The 23,724-nt window shown below is 28.4% G+C and carries 17 protein-coding genes, 1 tRNA gene, 1 rRNA gene and 1 other RNA gene; 3 read left to right on the top strand and 17 right to left on the bottom strand.

Annotated elements, in window-relative coordinates; translation table 11 throughout:
* Positions 1–129 precede the first annotated feature (129 nt).
* The gene (locus tag IC214_RS10030; RefSeq protein WP_227432364.1) at positions 130–1,494 is read left to right on the top strand and encodes an amidohydrolase; all 1,365 of its coding nucleotides are present in this window, start codon (positions 130–132) and stop codon (positions 1,492–1,494) included.
* Positions 1,495–1,861: 367 nt separating this feature from the next.
* Here IC214_RS10030 and IC214_RS10025 read toward each other — a convergent pair whose 3' ends face one another.
* The 7 genes from IC214_RS10025 to IC214_RS09995 form a co-directional block, all read right to left on the bottom strand.
* Entirely contained in the window at positions 1,862–2,029 is a 168-nt protein-coding gene (locus tag IC214_RS10025; protein ID WP_227862563.1) for a hypothetical protein, read from the bottom strand.
* 69 nt (positions 2,030–2,098) lie between these two features.
* Positions 2,099–3,964, bottom strand: coding sequence for an HIRAN domain-containing protein (locus IC214_RS21175; protein WP_227862562.1), 1,866 nt, complete (start codon positions 3,962–3,964; stop codon positions 2,099–2,101).
* Between the two features lie 171 nt (positions 3,965–4,135).
* Positions 4,136–4,918 carry a shikimate kinase gene (locus IC214_RS10015; RefSeq protein ID WP_227824250.1) on the bottom strand — a complete coding sequence of 261 codons (783 nt, stop codon included), beginning with the start codon at positions 4,916–4,918 and terminating at the stop codon, positions 4,136–4,138.
* 63 nt (positions 4,919–4,981) lie between these two features.
* Positions 4,982–6,199: an MFS transporter gene (locus IC214_RS10010; RefSeq protein WP_227845576.1), complete on the bottom strand. Its 1,218-nt coding sequence runs from the start codon at positions 6,197–6,199 to the stop codon at positions 4,982–4,984.
* A 220-nt stretch (positions 6,200–6,419) separates the two neighbouring features.
* On the bottom strand, positions 6,420–7,283 hold the full coding sequence (gene aroE / locus IC214_RS10005; protein WP_227432359.1) for a shikimate dehydrogenase: 864 nt from the start codon (positions 7,281–7,283) through the stop codon (positions 6,420–6,422).
* Between the two features lie 83 nt (positions 7,284–7,366).
* Positions 7,367–9,289: an FAD-dependent oxidoreductase gene (locus IC214_RS10000; protein WP_227866591.1), complete on the bottom strand. Its 1,923-nt coding sequence runs from the start codon at positions 9,287–9,289 to the stop codon at positions 7,367–7,369.
* 82 nt (positions 9,290–9,371) lie between these two features.
* Positions 9,372–10,220, bottom strand: a complete 849-nt coding sequence (locus IC214_RS09995; RefSeq protein ID WP_227432357.1) for a sugar phosphate isomerase/epimerase family protein — start codon at positions 10,218–10,220, stop codon at positions 9,372–9,374.
* A gap of 413 nt (positions 10,221–10,633) precedes the next feature.
* Here IC214_RS09995 and IC214_RS09990 point away from each other — a divergent pair, with 413 nt between their 5' ends.
* On the top strand, positions 10,634–11,515 hold the full coding sequence (locus tag IC214_RS09990) for a LysR family transcriptional regulator (protein WP_227432356.1): 882 nt from the start codon (positions 10,634–10,636) through the stop codon (positions 11,513–11,515).
* A 210-nt stretch (positions 11,516–11,725) separates the two neighbouring features.
* On the opposite strand, the gene IC214_RS09985 is transcribed toward IC214_RS09990, so the two are convergent.
* The 8 genes from IC214_RS09985 to rnpB all read right to left on the bottom strand — a co-directional run bounded on the left by IC214_RS09985 (position 11,726) and on the right by rnpB (position 22,441).
* Positions 11,726–12,535 (bottom strand): DUF3800 domain-containing protein, encoded by an 810-nt coding sequence (locus IC214_RS09985; protein WP_255613040.1) that lies wholly within the window; start codon positions 12,533–12,535, stop codon positions 11,726–11,728.
* Positions 12,536–12,745: 210 nt separating this feature from the next.
* Positions 12,746–14,680, bottom strand: a complete 1,935-nt coding sequence (locus IC214_RS09980) for a cell wall-binding repeat-containing protein (protein ID WP_227866590.1) — start codon at positions 14,678–14,680, stop codon at positions 12,746–12,748.
* 110 nt (positions 14,681–14,790) lie between these two features.
* On the bottom strand, positions 14,791–15,804 hold the full coding sequence (gene galE / locus IC214_RS09975; protein WP_227432353.1) for a UDP-glucose 4-epimerase GalE: 1,014 nt from the start codon (positions 15,802–15,804) through the stop codon (positions 14,791–14,793).
* A gap of 22 nt (positions 15,805–15,826) precedes the next feature.
* Positions 15,827–16,702, bottom strand: coding sequence for a UTP--glucose-1-phosphate uridylyltransferase GalU (gene galU / locus IC214_RS09970; protein WP_285894577.1), 876 nt, complete (start codon positions 16,700–16,702; stop codon positions 15,827–15,829).
* Between the two features lie 193 nt (positions 16,703–16,895).
* Entirely contained in the window at positions 16,896–17,216 is a 321-nt protein-coding gene (locus IC214_RS09965) for a hypothetical protein (protein WP_227432352.1), read from the bottom strand.
* The gene (locus tag IC214_RS09960) at positions 17,206–19,197 is read right to left on the bottom strand and encodes a hypothetical protein (RefSeq protein WP_227432351.1); all 1,992 of its coding nucleotides are present in this window, start codon (positions 19,195–19,197) and stop codon (positions 17,206–17,208) included. The genes IC214_RS09965 and IC214_RS09960 overlap by 11 nt, the downstream gene beginning before the upstream one ends.
* Positions 19,198–19,319: 122 nt before the next feature.
* The gene (locus tag IC214_RS09955; RefSeq protein WP_227866589.1) at positions 19,320–21,830 is read right to left on the bottom strand and encodes an SPOR domain-containing protein; all 2,511 of its coding nucleotides are present in this window, start codon (positions 21,828–21,830) and stop codon (positions 19,320–19,322) included.
* A gap of 276 nt (positions 21,831–22,106) precedes the next feature.
* Positions 22,107–22,441: RNase P RNA component class A (gene rnpB / locus IC214_RS09950), an RNA gene on the bottom strand.
* A 131-nt stretch (positions 22,442–22,572) separates the two neighbouring features.
* On the opposite strand from rnpB, the gene srtB reads away from it, so the two are divergent.
* Positions 22,573–23,259, top strand: coding sequence for a class B sortase (srtB, locus tag IC214_RS09945; protein ID WP_285891634.1), 687 nt, complete (start codon positions 22,573–22,575; stop codon positions 23,257–23,259).
* 221 nt (positions 23,260–23,480) lie between these two features.
* On the opposite strand, the gene IC214_RS09940 is transcribed toward srtB, so the two are convergent.
* Both IC214_RS09940 and IC214_RS09935 read right to left on the bottom strand, forming a co-directional pair.
* Positions 23,481–23,555: transfer RNA gene (locus IC214_RS09940), tRNA-Thr, on the bottom strand.
* A gap of 77 nt (positions 23,556–23,632) precedes the next feature.
* Positions 23,633–23,724: ribosomal RNA gene (locus tag IC214_RS09935) — 23S ribosomal RNA — on the bottom strand; the annotation flags it as partial.

The raw sequence follows: 23,724 nt of genomic DNA, 5'->3' as shown, positions 1-23,724 counted from the left end.
TTATTTATTTTTAATTTAAAAATAGCAAAATCAATTTTATATCTAAATTGATTTTGCTATTAACTTTATATATAAAATTTATTATCATAATATATAGATAGAAAAATACATAGAAAAGGGATGATATTTATGTCACAATTACTTATAAAAAATGCATATCTAATCACTATGAATACAGATAGAGAAGTATATGAGAATGGAAGTATACTTATTGAAGACAATATTATAAAAAAAGTTGGGAAATTTGATAATAATATTGTAGATAAAGATGCTGAAATATACGATGCTAATGGAAAAATATTAATGCCAGGATTAGTCAATACACACGTTCACTTATCTCAACAATTAGGTCGTGGTCTTTCTGATGATGTTGTTCTTTTAACATGGCTTAGAGAAAGAATCTGGCCATATGAAAGTAGCTTTAATTACGAAGATTCTTTAATCTCATCTACTGCATGTTGTGTAGAACTAATAAAATCTGGTGTCACTACATTTTTAGAGTCTGGTGGTCAATATGTCGATGCTATGGTTGAAGCTGTTGATAAAACTGGAATTAGAGCATGTCTAGCTAAATCAGTTATGGATACAGGAGATGGTCTTCCTGAAGCATGGCAAAAAACTACTGATGAAGAAATCAACACTCAATTAGATTTATACCATAAGTTTAATAATACATCTAATGAAAGAATTAAAATATGGTTTGCTTTAAGAACTATTTTTAATACAACTGAGGATTTACTTGTTAGAACTAAACAATTAGCTGACAAATACAACACAGGTATACATATGCATGTAGCTGAAATAGCTGATGAAATTTCATTTGTAAAACAAAATACTGGAGTTGGAACAGTTGAATATCTTGATAAGTTAGGTGTTTTGGGGCCAAACCTTTTAGCTGCTCATACAGTTTGGCTTACGCATAAAGAAATTGATTTATTCAGATTACATGATGTAAAAGTTTCTCATAACCCTGGTGCAGCTATGAAAGTAGTACTAGGTTTTGCATCAATTCCTGAAATGCTAGAAAAAGGAATTCCAGTCTCAATTGGTACTGATGGGGCTCCTTCAAATAATAGAATGGATTTAATGAGAGATATGTATTTAACTTCATTAATACATAAAGGAAGAACTTTAAATCCAACAGTTATTCCAGCTGAACAAATATTAGAAATGGCTACTATAAATGGCGCAAAATGTGCTTTACTTGAAAAAGAAATTGGCAGTCTTGAAGTTGGCAAAAAAGCAGATATGATTATTCTTAATCCAGATACAATTCATTGCTTACCAATGCATAATCCAATTGGAAACATAGTGTATTCTATGACTAGCGAAAATGTAGATTCTACAATTTGTGATGGAAAGTGGCTTATGAAAGAAAGAAAGGTATTAGTTGTAAACGAATCTGAGTTATTGGAAAAAGTTAAAAAACAAGCTTCTAAAATAAAAGAAAAATCAGAAGTTAAAATTCCTTCTAAATTTAAAATTATAAAATAGAATAAAACCAATTGTTTTGTAGAGATACAGGTTCAAGTAAGCTTGTATAGTCTACTTACAAAACAATTGGTTTCTTTATGCTATATTTTATTAAAATAAAAATAGCTATTATATTATAAATACATCACTAACAGTTAGGTTCAGATTTAGATTCATTTTTTTATACTTAGTTATATCATTACAACACATTAGGCACGCACTTTTTTGTTCATTCATTGGACAAACTTCACATGGTTTATCTCTATTCTAAAATACCTTATAACACAATTGATTTATCTCTGTGTTTGGAGCTATACTCAATATGTTTTGATTTATAAATAAAAGCTCATATGTATTCTTGTTTATCACATAAGTCCATTAATTCAAATTATACATAACTGCTTTTATATATTTCTGGTATAAATGTCAAGGATTCTATTTCCTCTTTTGTCCAAAATCTATTTCCATTACACTCGTCAAAGCCTACATAACCACTAAATTCGCCCTCATCTAAGATTGTACATTGTGACATAGATTCTATCCATTGTACTTTCAAAATTTTATATAACCCATCATCAAGTGAAGATTGATTACAGTTTAAATTTCATATAATTCATAATATTATTTAGTTTATAACTTTTACCTTACTTCTATCTAATACCATTTTAAGTGAATTTTCAACAGTTTCAATCACGTCTTTATAACTTAAATATACGTTTATGTAAATATAATCTTCATCTAAATTGTATTCAGTTACTCTACAATACAAAAGTTTTCCTCCATCTAATAAATTACTCAAAATATAATTATCTTTTCTTGGAACATAACCTATTACATACCCAGTTTCTCCAACTATTTTAATAGCATTTTCATCATATAAATTATCTTTCTCTCTTTTTAGATAGTATATCTTACTCTTCTCCAATTCATTTTCTAAATATTCTCTATTTCTAAACCTTGAGCCAGCAACAGCTACTGAAATCAAATAAATGTCTTTACCATGCTCATTTACCTTCAGCTTTTTAGTATTTACAAATTCTTTTTTTAAATTATTACTTTCATATAACAATCGTCTTAACTCATCTTTTAATTTGATATTTTTTTCTTTTTCATAAGCTTCTTTAACTATTTGCATTTCTTTAAGAGAAAGTCTCTCTCTATACCTCTTCAAAATATTTATAGATTCCTTACGTACTTCATTTATGTTTCCAAAAAGTCCTTTTAAAGATAAATTTTTTCCTTTAGGGTACAGTGATTTACTACCTTTAAGGACAATGAAAAATAACATATCATCATAATATTCTTGTGTTAATTTATTTTTTTCTATATCTTCCATTTTTCCAATTAACTCTTCTGTTTTAAATGTTTTTTCAAAAAAATCTAATAACTTCAACTTACAGCTTGCACTTCCCTTTTTAGATATATGCCAATATACCTCAAAATCTCGAATATCTTTATTTAAATATGGTAATAAATCATCAAAAGATAAACGTACATCATAGATTTCTGACATTTTTATCATATCTTCTGTTTTTCCATCAGCTTCATTTAATGCTTTAAAGAATATACTTTTCCACTTTTCACTGAGTAAAACATTATTCATTTCTTTCTTAAATTCAACTTTATCACAACTTACTTTGTCATCCTCTAAAACACCTACTGCTATTAAAAAAATAGAATACAGACTATCAAAGTTAGTCCCATAGCTTGCTACAATTGGAAGAAATTGATTCACTAATTCCACTTTATTCCCTATATATTTAAATTCTACACTTAACAAATAATTGCATATAAGATATGCTAAGTTGTTTACCTTATCTTTATCTAAATCTCGTCTTTCAAGATATTCGCTTAAATCTACTGTAGAAATAATATAGTTCATTAGTAATCCTTCATATTTTTTATCTTTATATCCTTCTTCAATTAAATAAGAGGTTATTTCAGAATCTAGATTTTCCATATTGACAATGGCAAATACTTTTATTGAGCCTGTAGATATTCTAGATAGATTAAACAAATATGTATTGTAAAACTCAAGTTTTCTAATAGTATTACTTAAGTAAAATATGTATTCTCCAGATTTAGAAAATGTATCCACTATTTCTCTTATATTATCTACATCTAAATAATTTTCACTTAAAACAAGCCCAAGTTTTACATACTCATCTTTTTCACTTGTATATATTAAATCCTCTGTTAGCTGATATAACCACTTTTCATCAATTATTCGCTCTTTTATTAGAGTGTTTATCTTTTTCATAAAAATTTCAAAATAACAAATTAGAGACTTATGACTATACTCTTCTAACAGGTCAATTTTATTAGATTCACTTCTATAAATATTTAAAATATTCTCTACCAAATTATTTGCAAGTTCTACTTGTTCTCTTAAAGGTATCTTTTCGTATATACATAAATAATTCATTTCAAATGATTCTTTATATCCATCATAATCCTTAATCTTTTGTAGTTGCTTAAAAATACTACCCACTAAATTATCCTCCTTTACATTATTATAATTTATATTGATTATACTACTTATTTTAATGAATTTACATTTTTACACATAAAAAAATATTACTAGAAATTAAAATTTCCAGTAATACTAATTGTACAAATATTAAAGTTTCATTGCTTAACAATGGTTTTGTTAAATTAGAATTTATTTATCAAGTTCCGTTAACTTTACGACCAGCTCTTCACAAATTTCTTTTATTGTTTTATTATCTGTATTTACAATAATATCTGCTGATGCCATATATTTCTCTTCTCGTCTTTTCATCAAATCAGATATAAATTCAACATTCATATTATTATTAAGTATTGGTCTTTCATCACTATGTTTAACACGTTGAAGAATAGTTTCTGGACTTGCTGTTAATAAAACAACTCTTCCACTTTTTTTCATATATTCTACATTTTTATCTCTAAGTACGATTCCTCCCCCACAGGAAACAACTAGTCCTTCTCTTTGTTGTAAATTTATTAATGCTTGGCTTTCAAGATTTCTAAAATATTCTTCTCCTCGTTTTTCAAATATTTCAGAAATACTCATCCCTTGATGCTCAACTATATATGCATCTGTTTCTACTTGCTCCATTTCTAATAAATGACTCAAGTATGATGATACAGTGCTTTTTCCTACCCCCATAAATCCAACAAGCATTATATTGTAAGAGAATAAATTTTTAGCCTGTATTTTCTTACTATTTTTTACTACATATCTGAAAATATCTATAATTTCATCTTCAAACTTATGACCTTTTAGCTTCTCAATTAATGCTACTTCTTTTTTATTTTCATAGTCTGGCTGTAAAATGGGAAGACCTTTTTCCTTTTTAATATCAATAATACCTTTTATACATTCCATTCTTTTCTCAAGTAAATCAATCAGCTCATCATCATATAAGTCTATTTTTTCTCTTATTTTTTCTATATTTTCCATTGTCACACCTCTTCTTTCAGACATGTTAAAATTAAAAATACTTACAATTATATTATACTAATGTTACATATTACAATCATGTACTTTTTCTTTTTCATATCTCATGTTTACAAACAATGCAAGTAAAATTCCAACAAATGTTATAGCTACATTAAATAGTACAACATATTTTGGTCCATTTACTCCACCAGATTTTGTAATAAATCCAGCTATATTTAAAATAACATAGTTAGCTATACTAGATGCAATCATAACTATAGATGTTATTTTTCCTTTATTAGTTGGAAACATTTCATTTGCTGTCGATGTAGTCAATTGAAGCACACCACCTGCTGCTGAATAACCTATTACAAATCCTCCTACCATACAAATAGTTGGAGACTGAACAAAATACACAATTAATAACATAATTGAAGCTATTACAGGATAGATAACAAGTATTCTTATTGGCTTAACATATTTTTTTATAAGCACAGAAGTTATTAATACTGCACAGATTACTCCCATTGAATAAAAAGATTGAATTTTTGTAGGGTCAGCCATACCATATAATTTACCTAATTCTTGATTACAATTTAGCCATAGTACAAATGTAGATGTACATGTAAATCCAATACAAACAAGAGCTATACTTGTTGGTGTAAACTTCATTTTTTCTGACTTAACAGCCTTTCCATTATTATCAATAACATTGTTAGCTGGAGGAAATGGCAATATAGCTATTAAAATTGCATCTACAATAATAAGAACAGCTGTTACTATAAAAATAACTTTAAATGATATTGAATTTGCTGCAACAAATCCAATTATAAAAGGAAGTAAAAATTGCGCTAAAGCTATTGTGAATTTAGTAAACATATTTGCTATTGTTCCTAGACTAGCAAATATCTCCATACAAGAAGGTGTTACACAAGTATCTAAAAATGAGTTTGCTGCACCTCCAATTACTGCAAATATATACGCTATGTAAAAATTTGGTGAAAATACAATTCCAATAAAGAAAATTGCATGTAGAAAATTACCTATAAGTCCACTTACCTTTCTTCCATATTTATCTGAAATAGGGCCTGCAAATGGATATGATATAAGTCTACCTAACCCTAATGCAGCAATAACTGCTAAAACAATACTCACATCAAGAGTTCCATCTGATAGTGTCTTAGCTCCCCACATAGATGCAAATTCTGGTTTATATTGTCCTAAAATTGAAATTCCAATACCAAGTAAAAAATATGAAAAATACAACGCTATGGCAGTAGGATAGTATTTTTTATTATTCATAGTTATTCTCCCATTCTTGTTAATTTCTTAACATTTTTATATACAATAAACGCATTCCCATAATGGGTTTAAAGAATAGCTAAACTTTTACATTTAACTATACCACCGATACAAAACCCACTATGACAATTTGTAAAGTAATATCAAAATATTTTGTAAGGTAATATCAAAACATTGAGATACATATATATTCTATATTATTAAAGTATTATTTTTTCGTCTATTTAAAGTATAATTCTTTAATTTCTTCTACAGGCATTTCCAATCCAGTGTATAGATTAAAAGCCTCAGCTCCTTGATATAATAACATTCCTAATCCACCAATAGCTTTACAACCATTAGCTTCAGCATCCTCAATCATTTTTGTTTTATTTGGATTATAAACAACATCTGTTACAACTAACTCTTTTCTTAATACACTAACATCTTTTATATTAGTTTCATTATCATGAGGTTTCATCCCAATAAGCGTTGCATTTGTCAAAATATCACTTGATGATACTTCTTCATAAAGTTTTTCTGTATCTGCTAAATCATATAAATTAACAATACATTCTGGTACTTCTTTCTTTATATTTTCAATTGTTTGTTCCGCTCTTTTATAAAAATCATCCTTAGCATTGAAAATAGATATTTCTCTTGCTCCATCTAATGCACATTGTACTTGTATAGCAGTTGCCGCACCACCAGCACCCATAATCGTAAGTTTTTTACCCTTTACTTCAACTCCATTTTCTTTTAAATTACGAACATAACCAACACCATCTGTTATATGTCCAATTAACTTTCCATTTTCATTTACAATTGTATTACATGCTCCAATTATACGAGCTGCTGGAGAAAGTTCATCCATATATTCTGTAACAGCAGTTTTACATGGCATTGTTACATTTGCTCCTTTTATGTTGAACGTCTTTATAGCTGAAAGTGCATCTTTTACCTTGTCCACAGTAATATCAAAAGCTAAGTATCTATAATCTAAATCTAATTTTTCAAAACTATAATTATACATTAGTGGTGATTTAGAATGCCCCACTGGTGTACCTATTAATGCGAATAACCCTGTTCTTCCTGAAATTTCCATAATTTTATATCCTCCCAATATCATCAATTTCTTTGCAAATAATCTATTTAATTATTTGCAAAGAAACATCTATTTAATTTCAACTATATATTTAATGCTACTTCAAAAGCTTCTTTTGTTGCATCCAATGCTCTACGAGCCTTTACTGCATCCCCAACAACATAAGTTTCATTCACAAATTTCTTTACTTCTTCGCTTAATGGGTCATAATTACGAGAACCCATAGCAAGTACTACTGAATCGAAGCCTTTTAAATTATCTTCTGTTCCATCTGCAAGTGAATAGTCAACTCCATCGTTATAGAATTTAGCAACTTTAGCACCAGTAACAGTATGTATATTGTAACTTTCAAAATCATCCATAAGGAATTTACGATGTTCAGAAATTACATCTGCACCAACTTGTTCTCTTAATTCAATAACAGTAACATCATGTTCTTGTTCACCAAGGAAGGCTGCCACTTCACAACCAACCATTCCACCACCAACAACAAGAACTTTCTTTCCACAAGATTCTTTTCCATCAAGAAGATCCACTGCATGTATTAATCCTGATTCATTAATTCCTGGTATAGGAAGTACAAGTGGAGTTGCACCAGTAGCTACAATAACTGCATCAGGTGATTTTTCTTTTATAAACTCTACTGTAACTTCTGTATTAGTGTATATTTTTACACCATATTGATTGCACTTTGAAATATAACTACGAACTAAATTAGTAATATCTCCTTTACCTGGAGGATATGCAGCTAAACGCATTTGACCACCAAGCATTTCAGATTTTTCAACTATAGTTACCTTATGCCCTCTCTCAGCACATACCCATGCTGCAAGCATACCTCCAACACCACCACCAACAACAAGAACTTCTTTTGTAGTTTCAGCTGGTTTAAGTTCAGATTCATGACCTAATATCGGATTTGCAAGACAAGCTATAGGCTTACCTTGGAACATGTTTGGCACACAACCTTGTAGACACGCAATACATGGTATCATTTCATCTAACTTCCCATTTTTAGCTTTGTTAGGCATACTTGGGTCAGCTAAACTTTGTCTACCAAATGCTACTAAATCACATCTACCTTGACGAACCATTAATTCAGCAAATTGTGGCTCTGTATAACGACCAACAGTTATTACTGGTATACTAACAGATTTCTTTATTTCTGTAACTAAATCTGCGCTAAATCCAGCATGAAGAACTGTAGGAGCCCACATATATTCATCATGTATATGTATACTACGTGAAACATGAAGTCCATCTACTCCACAATCTTCTAAATAAGCTGCGATTACTGAACTATCATGTACATCAATTCCACCTAAAATATCATCTGTACTATTTATACGACATAGTATTGCTATAGAATTACCTACCTTTTTACGTATATTTTCAATTATAAGGCGAGGTAATCTCATTCTATTTTCAAAACATCCACCAAATTCATCTACACGTTTATTTGTCCTTGGTGATATAAAGCTACTAACTAAATATCCATGAGCACAGTGAACTTCAACAGCATCTACACCAGCTTTTTTTGCACGTAACGCAGCATCTCCATAAGATTCTATAAGTTCATATATTTCTTCAGTTGTTATTGCTAATGGTGTATTACGTCCATTTGACGCAGGTATTGCAGAAGCAGCTTTTAAAGGATACCCTGCAATTTTTTCATTTCCCTCAGAACCAGCATGTTGTAATTGTATAGATACTTTTGAACCTGCATTATGACAGGCATCTATTACATTTTTAAAACTATCTATTGTGCTATCATCATACAAACAAGGTTTACGAGGTCCTCCTTTAGCTTTCTTATCCACAACACTAGATTCTATAGTTATTAATCCAAAACCACCTAAGGCACGTTCAAGATAATAAGCCTTAGAAGTTTCACTTAAAGTACCATCTGTGTTTGCGAAATTATTTCCCATAGGAGGAACTACAAAACGGTTTGGAACTGTCATTGAACCAATTTTTATAGGTGTAAACATAGAACTAATCTTCATAAGGTTTTCCTTCCTTTCAAGTTTTATATTTTTTTCTTATATTTTTATGCTTTATATACTTTAATATCGAATAAGTCTATTTTTATTTTGGAGATACTTCTGGCCATGCTTTATCTAATACTTTTTTAGTTGCCTTAAATACAGTCTCAGCTGTAGTTGATAATCCTTTAGCTACTAAAGAATCAGATATTACTTCAACACCTATAACTTCTGGTGATATATTATGTTCTTTGATTATTTTTACAAATTCTTCTGTATTTCCATATCCTTCACCTGGAGCTACACGGTCATGTAGTGATTCATCTCTAAGTTTTTCATAAGGTGTCTCTAAAACATCACAAACTTGAATTGATACTATCTTTTCTGCTGGAACAGGTGCAAGGTCATCTACTGTTTGTTTTGCTCTAGCCCAGTGCCATGTATCTAATATAAGCATTGCATTTTCACGGTTACATCCTTTTACAACACGCCAAGCAGTAGCTAAATCTGGCACACCGCTGTATGGCATAAACTCAAGTCCTATAATAAGTTCTCCTGCTCTATCACATAATTCTCCTAATGCAGTTATAATTTGTTCTTCTGGTACCATTTCTAATAGACCACAGTTTATATGTTTAACATTAAATAAACGAGCCATATGATAAACATTTTGTTCTTTTTCTTGTTGAGCTTCTGTTCTATCCTCTTTAGTCCCCCATTGAGTTATATATTCTACTTCTGTAACTTTCATATTATATTCATCAAGAATTGAAAGCATTTCTTCGTCTGTAACTCCAGCGTTTTTTGCATCCACATAATTTTCAGCACGTAATCCAATGCCATCAAATCCAGCTTCTTTTGCAATACGCACTCTATCACGGAATGAAACTTCTGTGCCTAATGTATAAGAACTAATAGTAATTGGAATGTTAATATTTTTTTGATTATTCATAATTTAAATATGCCCCCTTTAATTTCTTTATAATTAATCTTTTTTTTGATTTTATTTTTTTATTTATTCTACTAGTAGCATTATTTTACTTTAAAAATAAAAATATTTTTTTGATTTATCTTTATCTAGATTTTATAAATTCATTGTATCATGAGACTTTATTAATAACAAATTGATAATTTCCTATCAATTCATAGATTTTGTTTATAGATTTTATTGATAATATAATTTATTAATATATACCTTAACTCTATCTATCTAAAATTTAAGACAAAAAACGATAAATTTCTTTAAAAGCTTTTATTATTACGCTGTAATCATATATAATAAAAATGTGAAAAACTTCTTTAAGGTCAACTTCTTTAAATACATACAAATAAAAAATACGATACTCATGAAAGGATGAACAAAAATTGAACTTATATCACTTACGCTATTTTGTTACATTGGCACATTTAGAGCACTATACAAAAGCAGCAGAAAATTTATCTATAACACAACCAAGTTTGAGTCATGCTATTTCTTTGTTAGAAAGTGAACTTGGAGTGTCTCTATTTGAAAAGGAAGGTAGAAATATAGTTTTAACTAAATATGGTAAAATATTTTTAAGAGACGTGGAAAAATCATTAGAAATCTTAGACTCAAGTGTAAAGTCACTAAAGATAACGGGTACTGGTGAAGGTCAAATTGACTTAGCTTTCCTTAGAACACTTGGTACAGACTTTATACCTGATATGGTTCATAGATTCTTAAAATCTAATCCTGATAAATCAATTGACTTTAAATTTCATACAGGTGTAACTACTGATATTATCCAAGGTCTTAAGGAAAGAAAATACGATATTGCTTTTTGCTCAAAACTTGAAAAAGAGAAGGGAATTGAATTTATACCTGTATCCAAACAAGATTTAGTATTAATTGTACCATATAGCCACCCACTGGCTACAAAAGATACTATAGATTTAAAAGAGACAATACCTTATCCTCAAATAGTATTTAATCAAAGAAGTGGACTTAGATATATAATTGATGACATGTTTAAAAAAATAAATCAACAACCTAACATAGTTCATGAGGTAGAAGAAGACCAGGTAGTTGCTGGATTAGTTGCAAAAAATTTCGGTATAGCTGTAGTACCAAATATGCCTATGCTTAAGTTTACAAAAGTAAAAGTAATTCAAATCGTTTACCCAAGTTGGGAAAGAAATTTTTACTTAGCAGTTATAAAGGATAGATATTTGCCTCCTGCAATTAAAAATTTCAAAAACTTTGTCATTAAAAATGCTCAATTATAAGTATTAATAAAAGAGGTTATTTTTAAATAGTCTCTTTTTTAGGGTTTCTTCCAAAATAAAAAAATCTATACTTCTAAAAGTATAGATTCTTAACTGACAGTCGGCATCCGAGTCTCAGTAATAATCGTTATATAACAGCAACTGTATTTCAATTCCTGAATAACTAAGTTATTTATATTATATCAATTTTCTAAAAATTTGTCAATCTATCTATCTCATTTTTTCAAGCCATGGTCCAACAGGCTCTACAATCGGAACTTCTTTAAAACCCCAATTTCTTATGTCATTTAAACTAGTTGGAGTGTATATTTTACTTCTTACAGATTTAAATATTTTATTTTTTTCTCCATATTGCACACATTTTGGATTTGCTTCTATTAATCCTCTTCTAGCTCTACTAAGAGGATTACATAGAATATCAGCTATTTCTAAACCTTCTTTGTAATCTACATCTTCCTTTTTGGCAATTATAAAACCTTTTACCTTGTCTCTTAACTCTTCATCTATATCTAAATATATTGTTCCATTATTAAAAACATCAAAAAATGCCTTTTGTACTTTTAAATTTGAAACATCATCTCTTGATTCAATAACGATTCTTGCAGACTCTACATTTTCATTATTTACAAATGAATAGAAATTTTGAAGCACATGTATAAAAGCTACAACATAAGGTTCCTTTGAAGGTGCATAGTATTTTTTTAATCTAGCCTTATCTACTGTTACTGATATTATGGTGCACTCTAGTTTAGATAGAAATAAAGGTAATTCATCATAAAATAACTTAATTTGTGAATCATCAAACCTTTCAAATGCTCTTGACTTTCTGGATATATCAGTCAAGTGTATTCCTATATTACTAGTTCCAAAGCAATAATCTTTAAAGGCATCCATCTCTTTCCTTAAACAACAGACATAATCACCTTGACTCACTGCATATTTATATTCAAAAATTACTCCTGTTAATGTAAATGGGTCCTCATGATTTATATCAGCTCTCCCACTTTCATCAATAAACATTATATACTTCTTCTTTATAATTTCACTCACCCTCTTAACATATGATGATATCACCTATATTTATTTTATATGAGTTTTGAAAATATTCCAAGATTTTTAGATAACTTAAACTTAATTTTGTAATAAAAAATTGAGATATAAACAATCAAAGCTTTAGGCTGTTGAATTTTACATCTCAATTTCATTTTATACATTATTTATATAGTTTTATTATTTTCTAAGAATATCTATTAATTTATCCATACCTATATAAGATACTCCTCCTCCAATTTGATAAGGAGTTTCAACTTTTTTATTTGCAAATACTCTATTTTGTTCTGCTGATAATCCTGAATTATCCATTAAAACTATTGGTGAGTGTAATTTTGCAGCTAATGGTCCAGCTGATAAAGCATCTACTAAAGCATCTGATTTGCTAACTAACACAGATTGTAAATCAGTATCGCCATAGAATTTTTCTATAACTTTAGCATTAGTATCTAATCTGTCATTTCCATATATTCTATTTCCTGAAACATCTTCAGTAGTTATTTCATTCATCTTAGCTATTGTTGAATCATTAATTGCATTTGGTCCACCTATAAAATATGCATTTTCTAATTTTCTTTCTGTTAGCCAAATATAAGATTCTTCTGTAATTCCATCTTTCTTAACTAGTATTATAGGTTGTTTTTCTTCTCCAGCTTTAGAAGCTACAGATAGAGCATCTGCCTCTCCATTTCCAGAAACCATATAAGCTGTCTTTATTTCTTCTCTGTTTCCAAGTTCATTAGCTATTCTTACAGCAGTTTGATATCTATCTTGACCTGATATTCTCTTTGTCTCTGCATTAAAAGTACTCTTTATTTCTTGCTCTAATTTAGAACTTATTGCATTTTCTCCACCTATTAAAATTACTGTTTTAGGTGCTAATGAATTCATTTCTGCAACAGTTTCAGTTGGTAATTTATCTGTATTAGTAAGTAATATTGTTGCATTGTAACTACTTGCCAAAGGCGTTGCTGTTATTCCATCTGCTATTGCATTTCCATTTACTAATACAACAGTATCTGAACTGTCAGCACCCCAATTTCCAACTTCACTTATTTTTTTAGCTGTATCAAATCTATTTGCTCCTACAACTGTGTTCCATGTAGGGTTTATTGTTCCATCTTCATTGAAAGTATAATCTTTTCCATCTATTTTTTGAGTTCCTGTTAGCATTTTACCTTCTTTGTCTAAATAGTAAGATTTACCTTCTAATTGCTGCCATCCTGTTTGCATTACTCCTGTTTTATCAAAGTAATACTTATTACCATCTATTTCTTGCCATCCTACTACTGATAAGCCATCATTTCCTAGATAGTATTTCTTGCCATCTTTTTCTTGCCATCCTGTTTGCATTACTCCATCTGAATTAAAGTAATAAGTTTTTCCATCAATTACCTTCCATCCAGATACTCTTACTCCATCAATTCCTAAGTAATATTTTTTGTTATTAATTGTCTTCCATCCTGTTTGCATTACTCCTGAAGCATCAAAATAATACATTTTTCCATTTACTTTTAACCAACTATTTTTTTGGTATGTTCCATCAGATTTTACATAATACTTCTTACCATTTTCTGTTTTCCATCCTGTTTGGTTTAAATTTATCTTATATTTTGCTGCTATTTTAGTATAACTGTCATTACTATAATCTATAATTACATCTGAACCTACTGGAACTTGGTCAAATAACCATCTAACCTCTTTATTGTGCATTCTTATACATCCACCAGAAATGTGTTTTCCTATAGAACTTTCATTATTATTTCCATGTATCCCATATGTATCTCCATAAGTTCCTTTTAGTGCTAATCCCATCCATCTATCTCCTAATGGATTTTTTGGGCTTCCTCCAGGTATATTTCCTTTATAATATGGTCTATTTTTTATCTTGTTAACTACCTTTGTTTTCCCTGTTGGTGTCTCTGAACCTTTTTTCCCTGTTGCAACTTTAAATTCTTTTACAAGCTTGCTATTTACAAAATATCCCAGAGTGTTTTTTCTTGAGTTTACTATAATTACATGTTTACTGGCTGCACTTGATTCTGGTACACCACATGCAAATACTAAAACTAAAGTCATTGCTAGTACTAAATACTTTTTTAGACTTTTTTTCACTACAACTTCCCCCTCTTTTAGAAACATAACTACACGCCTCTAATTATAACATAAAATTACCAATATCTTGTATTTACAAATTTGTTACATTTAACCCTTTAATATACATTTTATGCTTCGTATCCATTTGGATTCATACTTTGCCATCTCCAAGAATCTTGGCACATTTCTTCAAGTTCATATTTAGCTTTCCATCCAAGTTCTTTCTCTGCTTTTGATGAATCTGCATAACACATTGCTACATCTCCAGCTCTTCTTCCAACAATTTTGTATGGTATCTCTTTTCCACTGGCTTTAGAAAATGCTTTAACTAAATCAAGAACACTATATCCTTTACCAGTTCCTAAATTGTAAACAACAAGTCCTGGATTTTCTTCTAATTTTTGTAATGCCTTTACATGACCAGCAGCTAAATCTAATACATGTATATAATCTCTAACTCCAGTCCCATCATGAGTTGGATAATCATTTCCATATACACTTAGTTCTTTTAATTTACCCACTGCTATTTTTGTTATATAAGGCATTAAGTTACTTGGAATTCCATTTGGTTCTTCACCAATTCTTCCACTCTTATGAGCACCTACTGGATTAAAATATCTTAAAAGTGCTATATCTAATGACTCATCTGCTTTTGATATATCCACTAACATCTGCTCTATCATAAGCTTAGTTCTTCCATATGGATTAGTTACAGAAAGCGGGAAATCTTCTAATATCGGACAAGTATGTGGATCTCCATATACAGTAGCTGATGAACTAAATACAAATTTCTTAACACCATATTCTCTCATTAATTCAAATAAATTTAATGTACTTATTAGATTATTGCTATAATATTCAATTGGCTTTTCTACTGATTCTCCAACTGCTTTTAAAGCTGCAAAATGTATAATAGATTCAATATTATTTTCTTTAAATACAGTGTGCATTTCATTTTTATTAGTTATATCAATATTATAAAATTTTACTTGTTTTCCAGATAATTCTCTAATTCTATCAACTACTATTGAGTTACTATTACTTAAATTGTCAACTATAACAACTTCATAACCTGATTCTAAAAGTTCTATTGCTGTATGGCTTCCTATATATCCTGCTCCTCCAGCTACTAAAACCGCCATAGTAATTACCTCTTTTCTAAATTTATTTTTCGCTTACTTTTTTTCTCATATAAGCCATTAAATCATCTTTTAGATTTTCTCTTTTTAGAGCAAAATCTATTGTCGCCTCTAAAAAACCAATCTTATCTCCCACATCATACCTTCTTCCTTCAAAATTATAAGCATAGATAGCTTCTTGTTTTCCAAGAGTTTGAAGTGCATCTGTTAACTGTATTTCTCCACCCTTTCCAGGTGTTTGTTTCTCTAATATATCAAATATTGCAGGAGTTATTATATATCTTCCAAGTATGGCTATGTCTGATGGTGCTTCTTCAATTGCAGGCTTTTCAACCATATCTTTAACTTTATAAACCCTATCTTCTATATGTTTTATATCCAATATTCCATATTTGTTTGTATCTTCTTTAGCTATCTTTTGAACACCTAGTACAGTTGTTTTATATTCATTATAAGTATCTATTAATTGCTTTAGACAAGGCACATCTGAGTCTACTATATCATCACCTAATAATACAGCAAAAGGTTCATCTCCTATAAAACTTTTTGCACAGTAAATTGCATGTCCAAGACCTTTTGGCTCCTTTTGTCTTATATAGTGAATATTTACCATATTTGATATATCTCTTACCATTTCTAGCATTTCTGTCTTACCTTTTTGTTCTAATTCTAACTCTAATTCAACTGATTTATCGAAATGGTCTTCTATAGATTTTTTATTTCTACCTGTTATTATAAGAATTTCTTCAATTCCTGAGTCTATAGCTTCTTCTATTATATACTGTAAAGTTGGTTTATCTACTATAGGAAGCATTTCTTTGGGCTGTGATTTTGTTGCTGGTAAAAATCTAGTTCCTAGCCCTGCTGCTGGTATTATCGCTTTTTTTACTGTCATCTGCATTTTTTCACCCTTCTTCGTAAATTTTCTCTTGTACCAAATTAATATACCATATTTATACTTTTTCTTCAAACTCTATATTATCCCAATTCTTAACATTACAAGAACATAAAGGTAGATGAAATTTCATCTACCTTTAGTTTTTATAAGTTAATATATTATATTGTCTATATTCTACCTAAAACTCACATAGGTACTAAATTTCATCCAAAATACCCTTTATATCACTATCTATATCATCATCCAAATATGAATCTAAATCTTCTAAATCCACTTCTAATTCTTGATATGTCATGTCAACACTTACATCTTCATCTATATCCATTTCTGATATTAATTCTCCTAAGATGCTATTTCCATCAGTATCTAAATCTCCATCTATATCTTCACTTATATAGTTTTCATTCAAGACTTCATCTAAATCAATCTCATAATAAACTTCATTATTTTTTTCATCACTTGAATTCAGACCTAAAAACTCATAATTAAAATTCCATACATTGTATTTACTTGACATACTTCATTCCTCCTGTGAAAAACATATTTTCATCTAGCTTATTGGCTCCATAATCAACAGAATTATATATTTTTTCAATTATGTCTTTTCTTCTTTCATTTGTATTATTATTTAATGTCAATTGTCTAAATACATATGTATTTGTTATTCTCTCGAATAATACTTCTTTTATACTATCATCATTAATATTTTTATAATTTTTCCATAAAACTTCAAATAACTTAAACATCTCTCTACTAGTTTCATCCACATAGTAAGGATACATATTTTCTACTAAATGATTTAATCTTGATATAGCTTGTTTTAAAAATACATCCAAGTTTGCACTTTCACTTTCCTTTAACATCCTATAATTGTATCGCTTCTTATCTTCACCTGATATTACAAATATAATATTATCTAAACTTTTTTCAACTCCATCTAAATAACTACTTATATTGTATGATAAATCAAAGAATAAATTTTTAATCTGTCTAAATACTTGTACATCAAGTTTTGCATTATACTTTTCAAATAACTCTATATCTTGATTTTCTAATATTCTTGGAGTATAAGCTGATATCAAGTCTAAATTATTTCTCTGTTCTTGTATCTGATTATAAAGTGCATTTATGACTTCTATTCTTATTTCATCATTCAGTTCTCTTTCTAATACTTTATCAAATTCAGATTTCATGTAATAAATATTTCCAAAGAAATTAAATATTATCATATCATTCATAGCTTTAGACCAATTTTTATATAAAATCTCAACAGAAACGTCTTTAAGTAGTGGTTTTTTTGCATATATAAAGACATCTTGCATAAGTTTTTGAACCATACTTCTACTTAAATTTAAAATTATTTTTTGATTATTAAATTTTATTTCTGTTTCTACAAAATCAGAATTTTTACTTTCAATATCTCTATTAATTACAATATCTTTAACATCACTATTTTTTATAGATATAATTTCTTTTTGGAAAGACTTCATTATTGTTAAACTATTAAAATCTTCTTGGATAAAAAATGGGGCATGTTTTAATGTATATCCTACTATTTCATTTTCTATATCTTTTAAATCCTCTATTTGCATAGCTTCTTTATTTTTATCATTTATGTGCAAGTTAAATACATTTTTATTATCATATAATATAATGTCTTCTCCTAAAATTAACTTTGAACAATTATCTTTTGTTGACTTAACAATAGTTTTTTTAGACTTCTTATTTATAAAAATAAGTTGATCCTGATATTTTACTAAAAGCATATTAGTATTTTTATAATCAAATCCATCTATATTTCCTGATATTTTACAGAATACTATCTCACAATCTTTAGGAAGATTTCCTATTTTCTTATTATCTTTAACTCTCTCACTTAAATCGGCTGGAACTATATTTTCTACATTATTATTAAATATAGAAATAGACCTTACTATAAGACCTTCTCTTTCCATATGAAAATAACCCTTTAGAGAAACTCTCTTATCTTCTAAAATATATCTTTCTATATCATCAAAGTTTATTTCAAATCTATTTTTTCCACTGATAAATATAAACTTTTCATTATCTTTATTAATTCCACCCATATAAAATTTATTATCATCTAAACTCAAGATAGTCATGTTGTCTTTTAAATAAAATATAAATTCTCTTTGGTTCTTACAAATTAAATCATATTCATCTAAAGTTATTTTCATAGTTAAACTTGCTGTAACATTCTTACTTGAATTCTCACTTTTTATATAAAAAGGCAAGTTATCTCCATAAATGATTATTTGAGAACCTTCTAAAACTGCTTCTAACTTTTTTTTATTATCTGAAAAACTATATATATATTTTACCCCTGATTCATCATTAACTTCATCTGCTTTGCTGATTATAATATTACCTAAATTTGTTATATGAAGTTTCTTAGATTCTTTTGAATATCTACTGATACCACTAAGCTCAAATCCATCTGAAAGCTCATATATAATTTTTTCTCCTAATTTCAACATACCTTCACCGCCTAAACAAAATTATAATTATTTTCTAAAGGTGAATAAAATGTCTCAAAATAAATAATATCTTTTAATACTTTTTATTTTGAGACATAATTCGTCCTTATTTAATAAATATCCTAAGCACCTTCAACTATTTCTTCATAAAGTTTATCTAAATGTTTAACATATTCACGATATCCAGATTTATTTTTTAACTCACTTCTTAAATCTTCATATTTTTGTCTAAGTTCTTCAGCACTTAATGAAGGAGCTGATTCTTTCAAATCTTCTAATTTGTAATCATAGTACTTATCATACATCGCTATATATGTATCAATAGATTTCTTAGCTAATTCATTACATTTTTCTTGTGCTTCTCCATACTCAGAATAATCACCTATCTTCACTTTATAATATCCATTCTCTTGAACTATTGTTGAAGAAATACCTTTAGCTTCATATTCTTTTGCTGTTTCTTTTGCTGTTGCTTCAACTTTAAGTGAACCTGCATAGACAGTATAATATACACCTTTACCGTCTTTATATGCTTCCATCTCTTTTGCTTTCTTTTCAGCTTTTTCTTTTTCCTCTGCTTTTGCCTTTTCTTCTGCTTCTTTCTTTTCTTTTTCAGCTTTTGCTTTCTTTTCTTCTTCTGTTTGTTTATTGTTGGCTTGTTGCTGAGTTGGTGCTTTTGGAGGTGTCGTGTCTTTATCATTTTTCTTGTTATTGCCTACTGTTATAAAGTATCCTACACCAACAATTGCCACTATAACTATAGCTATAATAGTCTCTTTTAATCTGCTTTTTTTAGAACCAACCTCTTCATCATCTATAGAATCTTCTTCATTTGATTCATAATTTTTTATTTCTGTTTTCTTTTCCTTAGAATTAGACTTAGAAGAATGTTTAGACTTTTTGCTATTTTTTTCTTTCTTGTTAATAGGTATTACTACTGATTTTTCACTTTCTACCTTTTTTTCTTCTGCTTCTTTTGGCATTTCATCACCTAATCCCTTACTTTCTTTTTCAGATTTAGGCTCATTACTTGCTGATAGTTTTTTATCTAACTCATCATTATTTATTGGTTTTTCTATTTTTATGCTGCGTTCTTCTTCTAAACTTTGGTTTATTTCTTCTAAGTTTTCTATATTTTCCTTAATAGATTCATCAGCTTCACTTGGAACTGTATCAGAAGTATTATCTAATCCAATTTCTTCCTTTTCAGTTTCTTCTAGCACATCCTCTTTTTTGCTTTCCTTTTTCATAAATCCAAATAATTTATCTTTTTTTCTACTCTTCTTATTTTCTGGTTCAATTATTTCTTCTTTGTTTATATCATAATCTTTTTCAATATCTTCTTTATTTTCTATAACATTCTCTATATTTTCATTCTTATTAATTACTTCTTCTTTAGTATCTTCCTCTATAGAAATGCTACTTCTAAAACAAACATCTTTATCTGCATTTTTTATCATATAAATATATTCTTCAATATCAATGTCTTTATTTTTTCTAGTTCTCTTTGATACAATATCGTGATTTTCTAATTCAGAAGATTTATCTTTTAGAACAATGTGTGCTTCTTCCCAAACATTTTCACTAATTTCTGTTTTATTTTTAATTACATAATCTATGAATTCCTTAAAATTTTCAGCACCAAATTCTCCAATTATAGTTAATCTCATCGCACCTTCTATAAGGTCTCTATTTCTTCTCTTCAAAAATTCTAATGCAACTGTTGCACAAACAAAGTCTTTAATAACTTCTCCACCAAAGCCATAGCCTTCAACATAAGGAAGTTCTTCTAACCCACATAATTTTTTATATTCATTATATACAGTTTGAGATATACTTTCATCATTTAAACTATTTAGTTTATCCATAAACTTTGCTTCTACATCATTTATCTGCGGTTCTTTTCCTAATTCTGACTTTTTAACTGAATTTAATAAAACATCATTTTCTGAATTATCTTTACCTAATTGTAAATCTTCAATTTCTGTTGCTTTTATATCTTCACTGCTTTGTTCAGAATTCTCTTCTATATTTTTAGGTACTACCTCTTTGCTACTAGCTAATATCTTATTTACACAGAATATTATTTCTCTTTTTAGTTCTCTTTTAGCATCAGCTTGATTCTTAAGAAATAAACTTGCACAATCTTTCTTTTCTAAACTTATCTTTCTAAGTGTTATATTAAGAAGGTCTTTATATAGATTTAGAACCTTATAATCCTTTTCTAAACGTCTTCGTCTCTCTAATAGGTCCATTTTATCATAAGCTAAAAAACTACTTAAATCGTTGGCTTTTAGACAGTCTAAACCATCCTTCATTGCCTTATTTACATACTTTCTACATTTAGCTGTAGTTAATTCTAATTCTTTCTCTAATTCATCTATTTCAGGTATGTATTTATCTACTATCCATTTCCCGATAAGCGGTTCTGTATTTCTTGCTAATGTTTTATAAAACAATATATTAAATTTTAAAAGCTCAGCATATTTTGCTTCATTGAATTCTACTTTTTCAAATTTCTTTTCTAAAACACCTTCTAATTTTTCATTTATCTTAGACTCTTGTTTTAAAAAACTTGCTGTGACATTTAAAACAGTATTTCTTATTATATTATTTTCACTCAAAACCTTCACTCCTTAAATCAATTATTTTATTGTGATATTTACATTATGTAAAATTACTAATTTGATTATGATATTTTAATAATTAGTTACTAAATTTACTACATCTTATATCATATCATATTATTTACATCATTTTACTTTTTCTTTTTATATCCATCTTATATTATACCATTTTTAATATCTGTACTAACTTATATTACAATATTCCACAAAATTTTGAAAGTAAATTAGACAAATTTGCAAATAAAAAAACATCAGTTTAAACTGATGTTTCACCTATCGAAAAAATTAAGCAAGTCTATAAGCGGAGTTCTGTATTAGATAATCATCTTTCTAGGCTTATTGTCACCAATAAGCTCAAGCGACCTACCTACCGGAGAGTACGAGCAGCACTCTTTATTCCTATCTTGGTCTTGCTCCAGGTGGGGTTTACATAGCCAACTAGTCGCCTAGCTGCTGGTGAGCTCTTACCTCGCCTTTCCATCCTTACCACTTAAGTGGCGGTTTATTTCTGTTGCACTATCCTTAGGATTGCTCCCACTAGGTGTTACCTAGCACCCTGCTCTATGGAGCTCCGACTTTCCTCATGTAAAATTACATGCGATTATCTGGCTTACTTAATATTCATTTTACTTAGCTATATTATCATAAATACTTAAGTATGTCAAAGTAATATTATACTAAAAATTTAAATTTCTTCAAAAATAGTGTAATATAGGTATATAAACTATTATTTATGATTTGAGGTGGAATGTTGAAAAAATTATATAGAGTAATAATTAATATTATATTAATATTAGTAATAATCTATAGTGGATTTAATATATGCTTAAAGCTTAGCAAGTACAGCCATGATACTAAAGTATCTGCTCAACTTCAGAAAAAAGAAAATAAAAAAGAAGACTTATTAAAAATAAACAAAGATTTTAAGTTTTGGCTTTCTGTTGATAATACAAATATAAATTATCCAGTTGTACAATCTAAAGATAATTCTTATTATCTTGACAAAGACTTTTATGGTAAAAAATCTATCTCAGGTACATTATTCATGGATTATAGAAATAAATCTCTGGATGACCAAAATGTTATAGTATATGGACATAATATGAAAAACAAAACAATGTTTAATAATCTAAATAAGTTTAAAGATGATGATTTCTTTAAAGAAAACAATCAAATAAAAATCACTATGGATGGAAAAGAATTATTATATGAAGTATTTTCTGCCTATATTGTAGAATCTGATTATGATTATCTAAAAACAAGCTTTAATAGCGAATCAGACTATCAAAAATACATAGATGCTATTACTTCCAAATCATTACATAAATCAAATATGAAAGTAAGTAGTAAAGATAAGATAGTTACACTTTCTACATGCACTTATGAATTTGATGATGCTAGAATGGTAATCCATGGCAAGTTAGTTTCAAATTAAATATACATGTCTTTTTAACAATTCTTACACAAATAATCAAATTTTTGCGTTAAGGTATTCACATACAGATTAAAATAATTATTTTAATCTGTATAGCTATTTCTTACTTAATAGCTATTTTTTACTTAAATTTATCAATTTCCTGTCTATTTCTATAAACTATATAAAATAATAAATATATTATATAATAAAAAAGACTATGTTAAAAACATAGTCTTTACTGGAGCTGGTGATAGGAATCGAACCTACAACCTGCTGATTACAAGTCAGCTGCTCTACCGTTGAGCCACACCAGCACACTTATTCTATTGTGAGTTAAATTAACACTCTAAAAACTGCATATATATTTTAATTAATGAACATCAAATAAATATTGGTCAAGTCCTCGACCTATTAGTATCGATAAGCTAAATACATTGCTGCACTTACACCTTCGACCTATCAACCAGATAGTCTTTCTGGGGT

The organism is Clostridioides sp. ES-S-0190-01, from assembly GCF_020658275.1.
Lineage (GTDB): Bacteria > Bacillota > Clostridia > Peptostreptococcales > Peptostreptococcaceae > Clostridioides.
This window is presented reverse-complemented; position numbering and strand designations above follow the sequence as displayed.

Coding starts and splice junctions, on each gene's coding strand:
- IC214_RS09985 (WP_255613040.1), bottom strand. CDS start 12,535: ATGTTTATTGATGAAAGTGGGAGAGCTGATATAAATCATGAGGACCCA.
- galE (WP_227432353.1), bottom strand. CDS start 15,804: ATGGCGGTTTTAGTAGCTGGAGGAGCAGGATATATAGGAAGCCATACA.
- IC214_RS10015 (WP_227824250.1), bottom strand. CDS start 4,918: ATGGAAAATATAGAAAAAATAAGAGAAAAAATAGACTTATATGATGAT.
- IC214_RS09960 (WP_227432351.1), bottom strand. CDS start 19,197: ATGTTGAAATTAGGAGAAAAAATTATATATGAGCTTTCAGATGGATTT.
- IC214_RS09995 (WP_227432357.1), bottom strand. CDS start 10,220: ATGAATAATCAAAAAAATATTAACATTCCAATTACTATTAGTTCTTAT.
- galU (WP_285894577.1), bottom strand. CDS start 16,702: ATGCAGATGACAGTAAAAAAAGCGATAATACCAGCAGCAGGGCTAGGA.
- IC214_RS09965 (WP_227432352.1), bottom strand. CDS start 17,216: ATGTCAAGTAAATACAATGTATGGAATTTTAATTATGAGTTTTTAGGT.
- IC214_RS10030 (WP_227432364.1), top strand. CDS start 130: ATGTCACAATTACTTATAAAAAATGCATATCTAATCACTATGAATACA.
- IC214_RS10000 (WP_227866591.1), bottom strand. CDS start 9,289: ATGAAGATTAGTTCTATGTTTACACCTATAAAAATTGGTTCAATGACA.
- IC214_RS10010 (WP_227845576.1), bottom strand. CDS start 6,199: ATGAATAATAAAAAATACTATCCTACTGCCATAGCGTTGTATTTTTCA.
- srtB (WP_285891634.1), top strand. CDS start 22,573: ATGTTGAAAAAATTATATAGAGTAATAATTAATATTATATTAATATTA.
- aroE (WP_227432359.1), bottom strand. CDS start 7,283: ATGGAAATTTCAGGAAGAACAGGGTTATTCGCATTAATAGGTACACCA.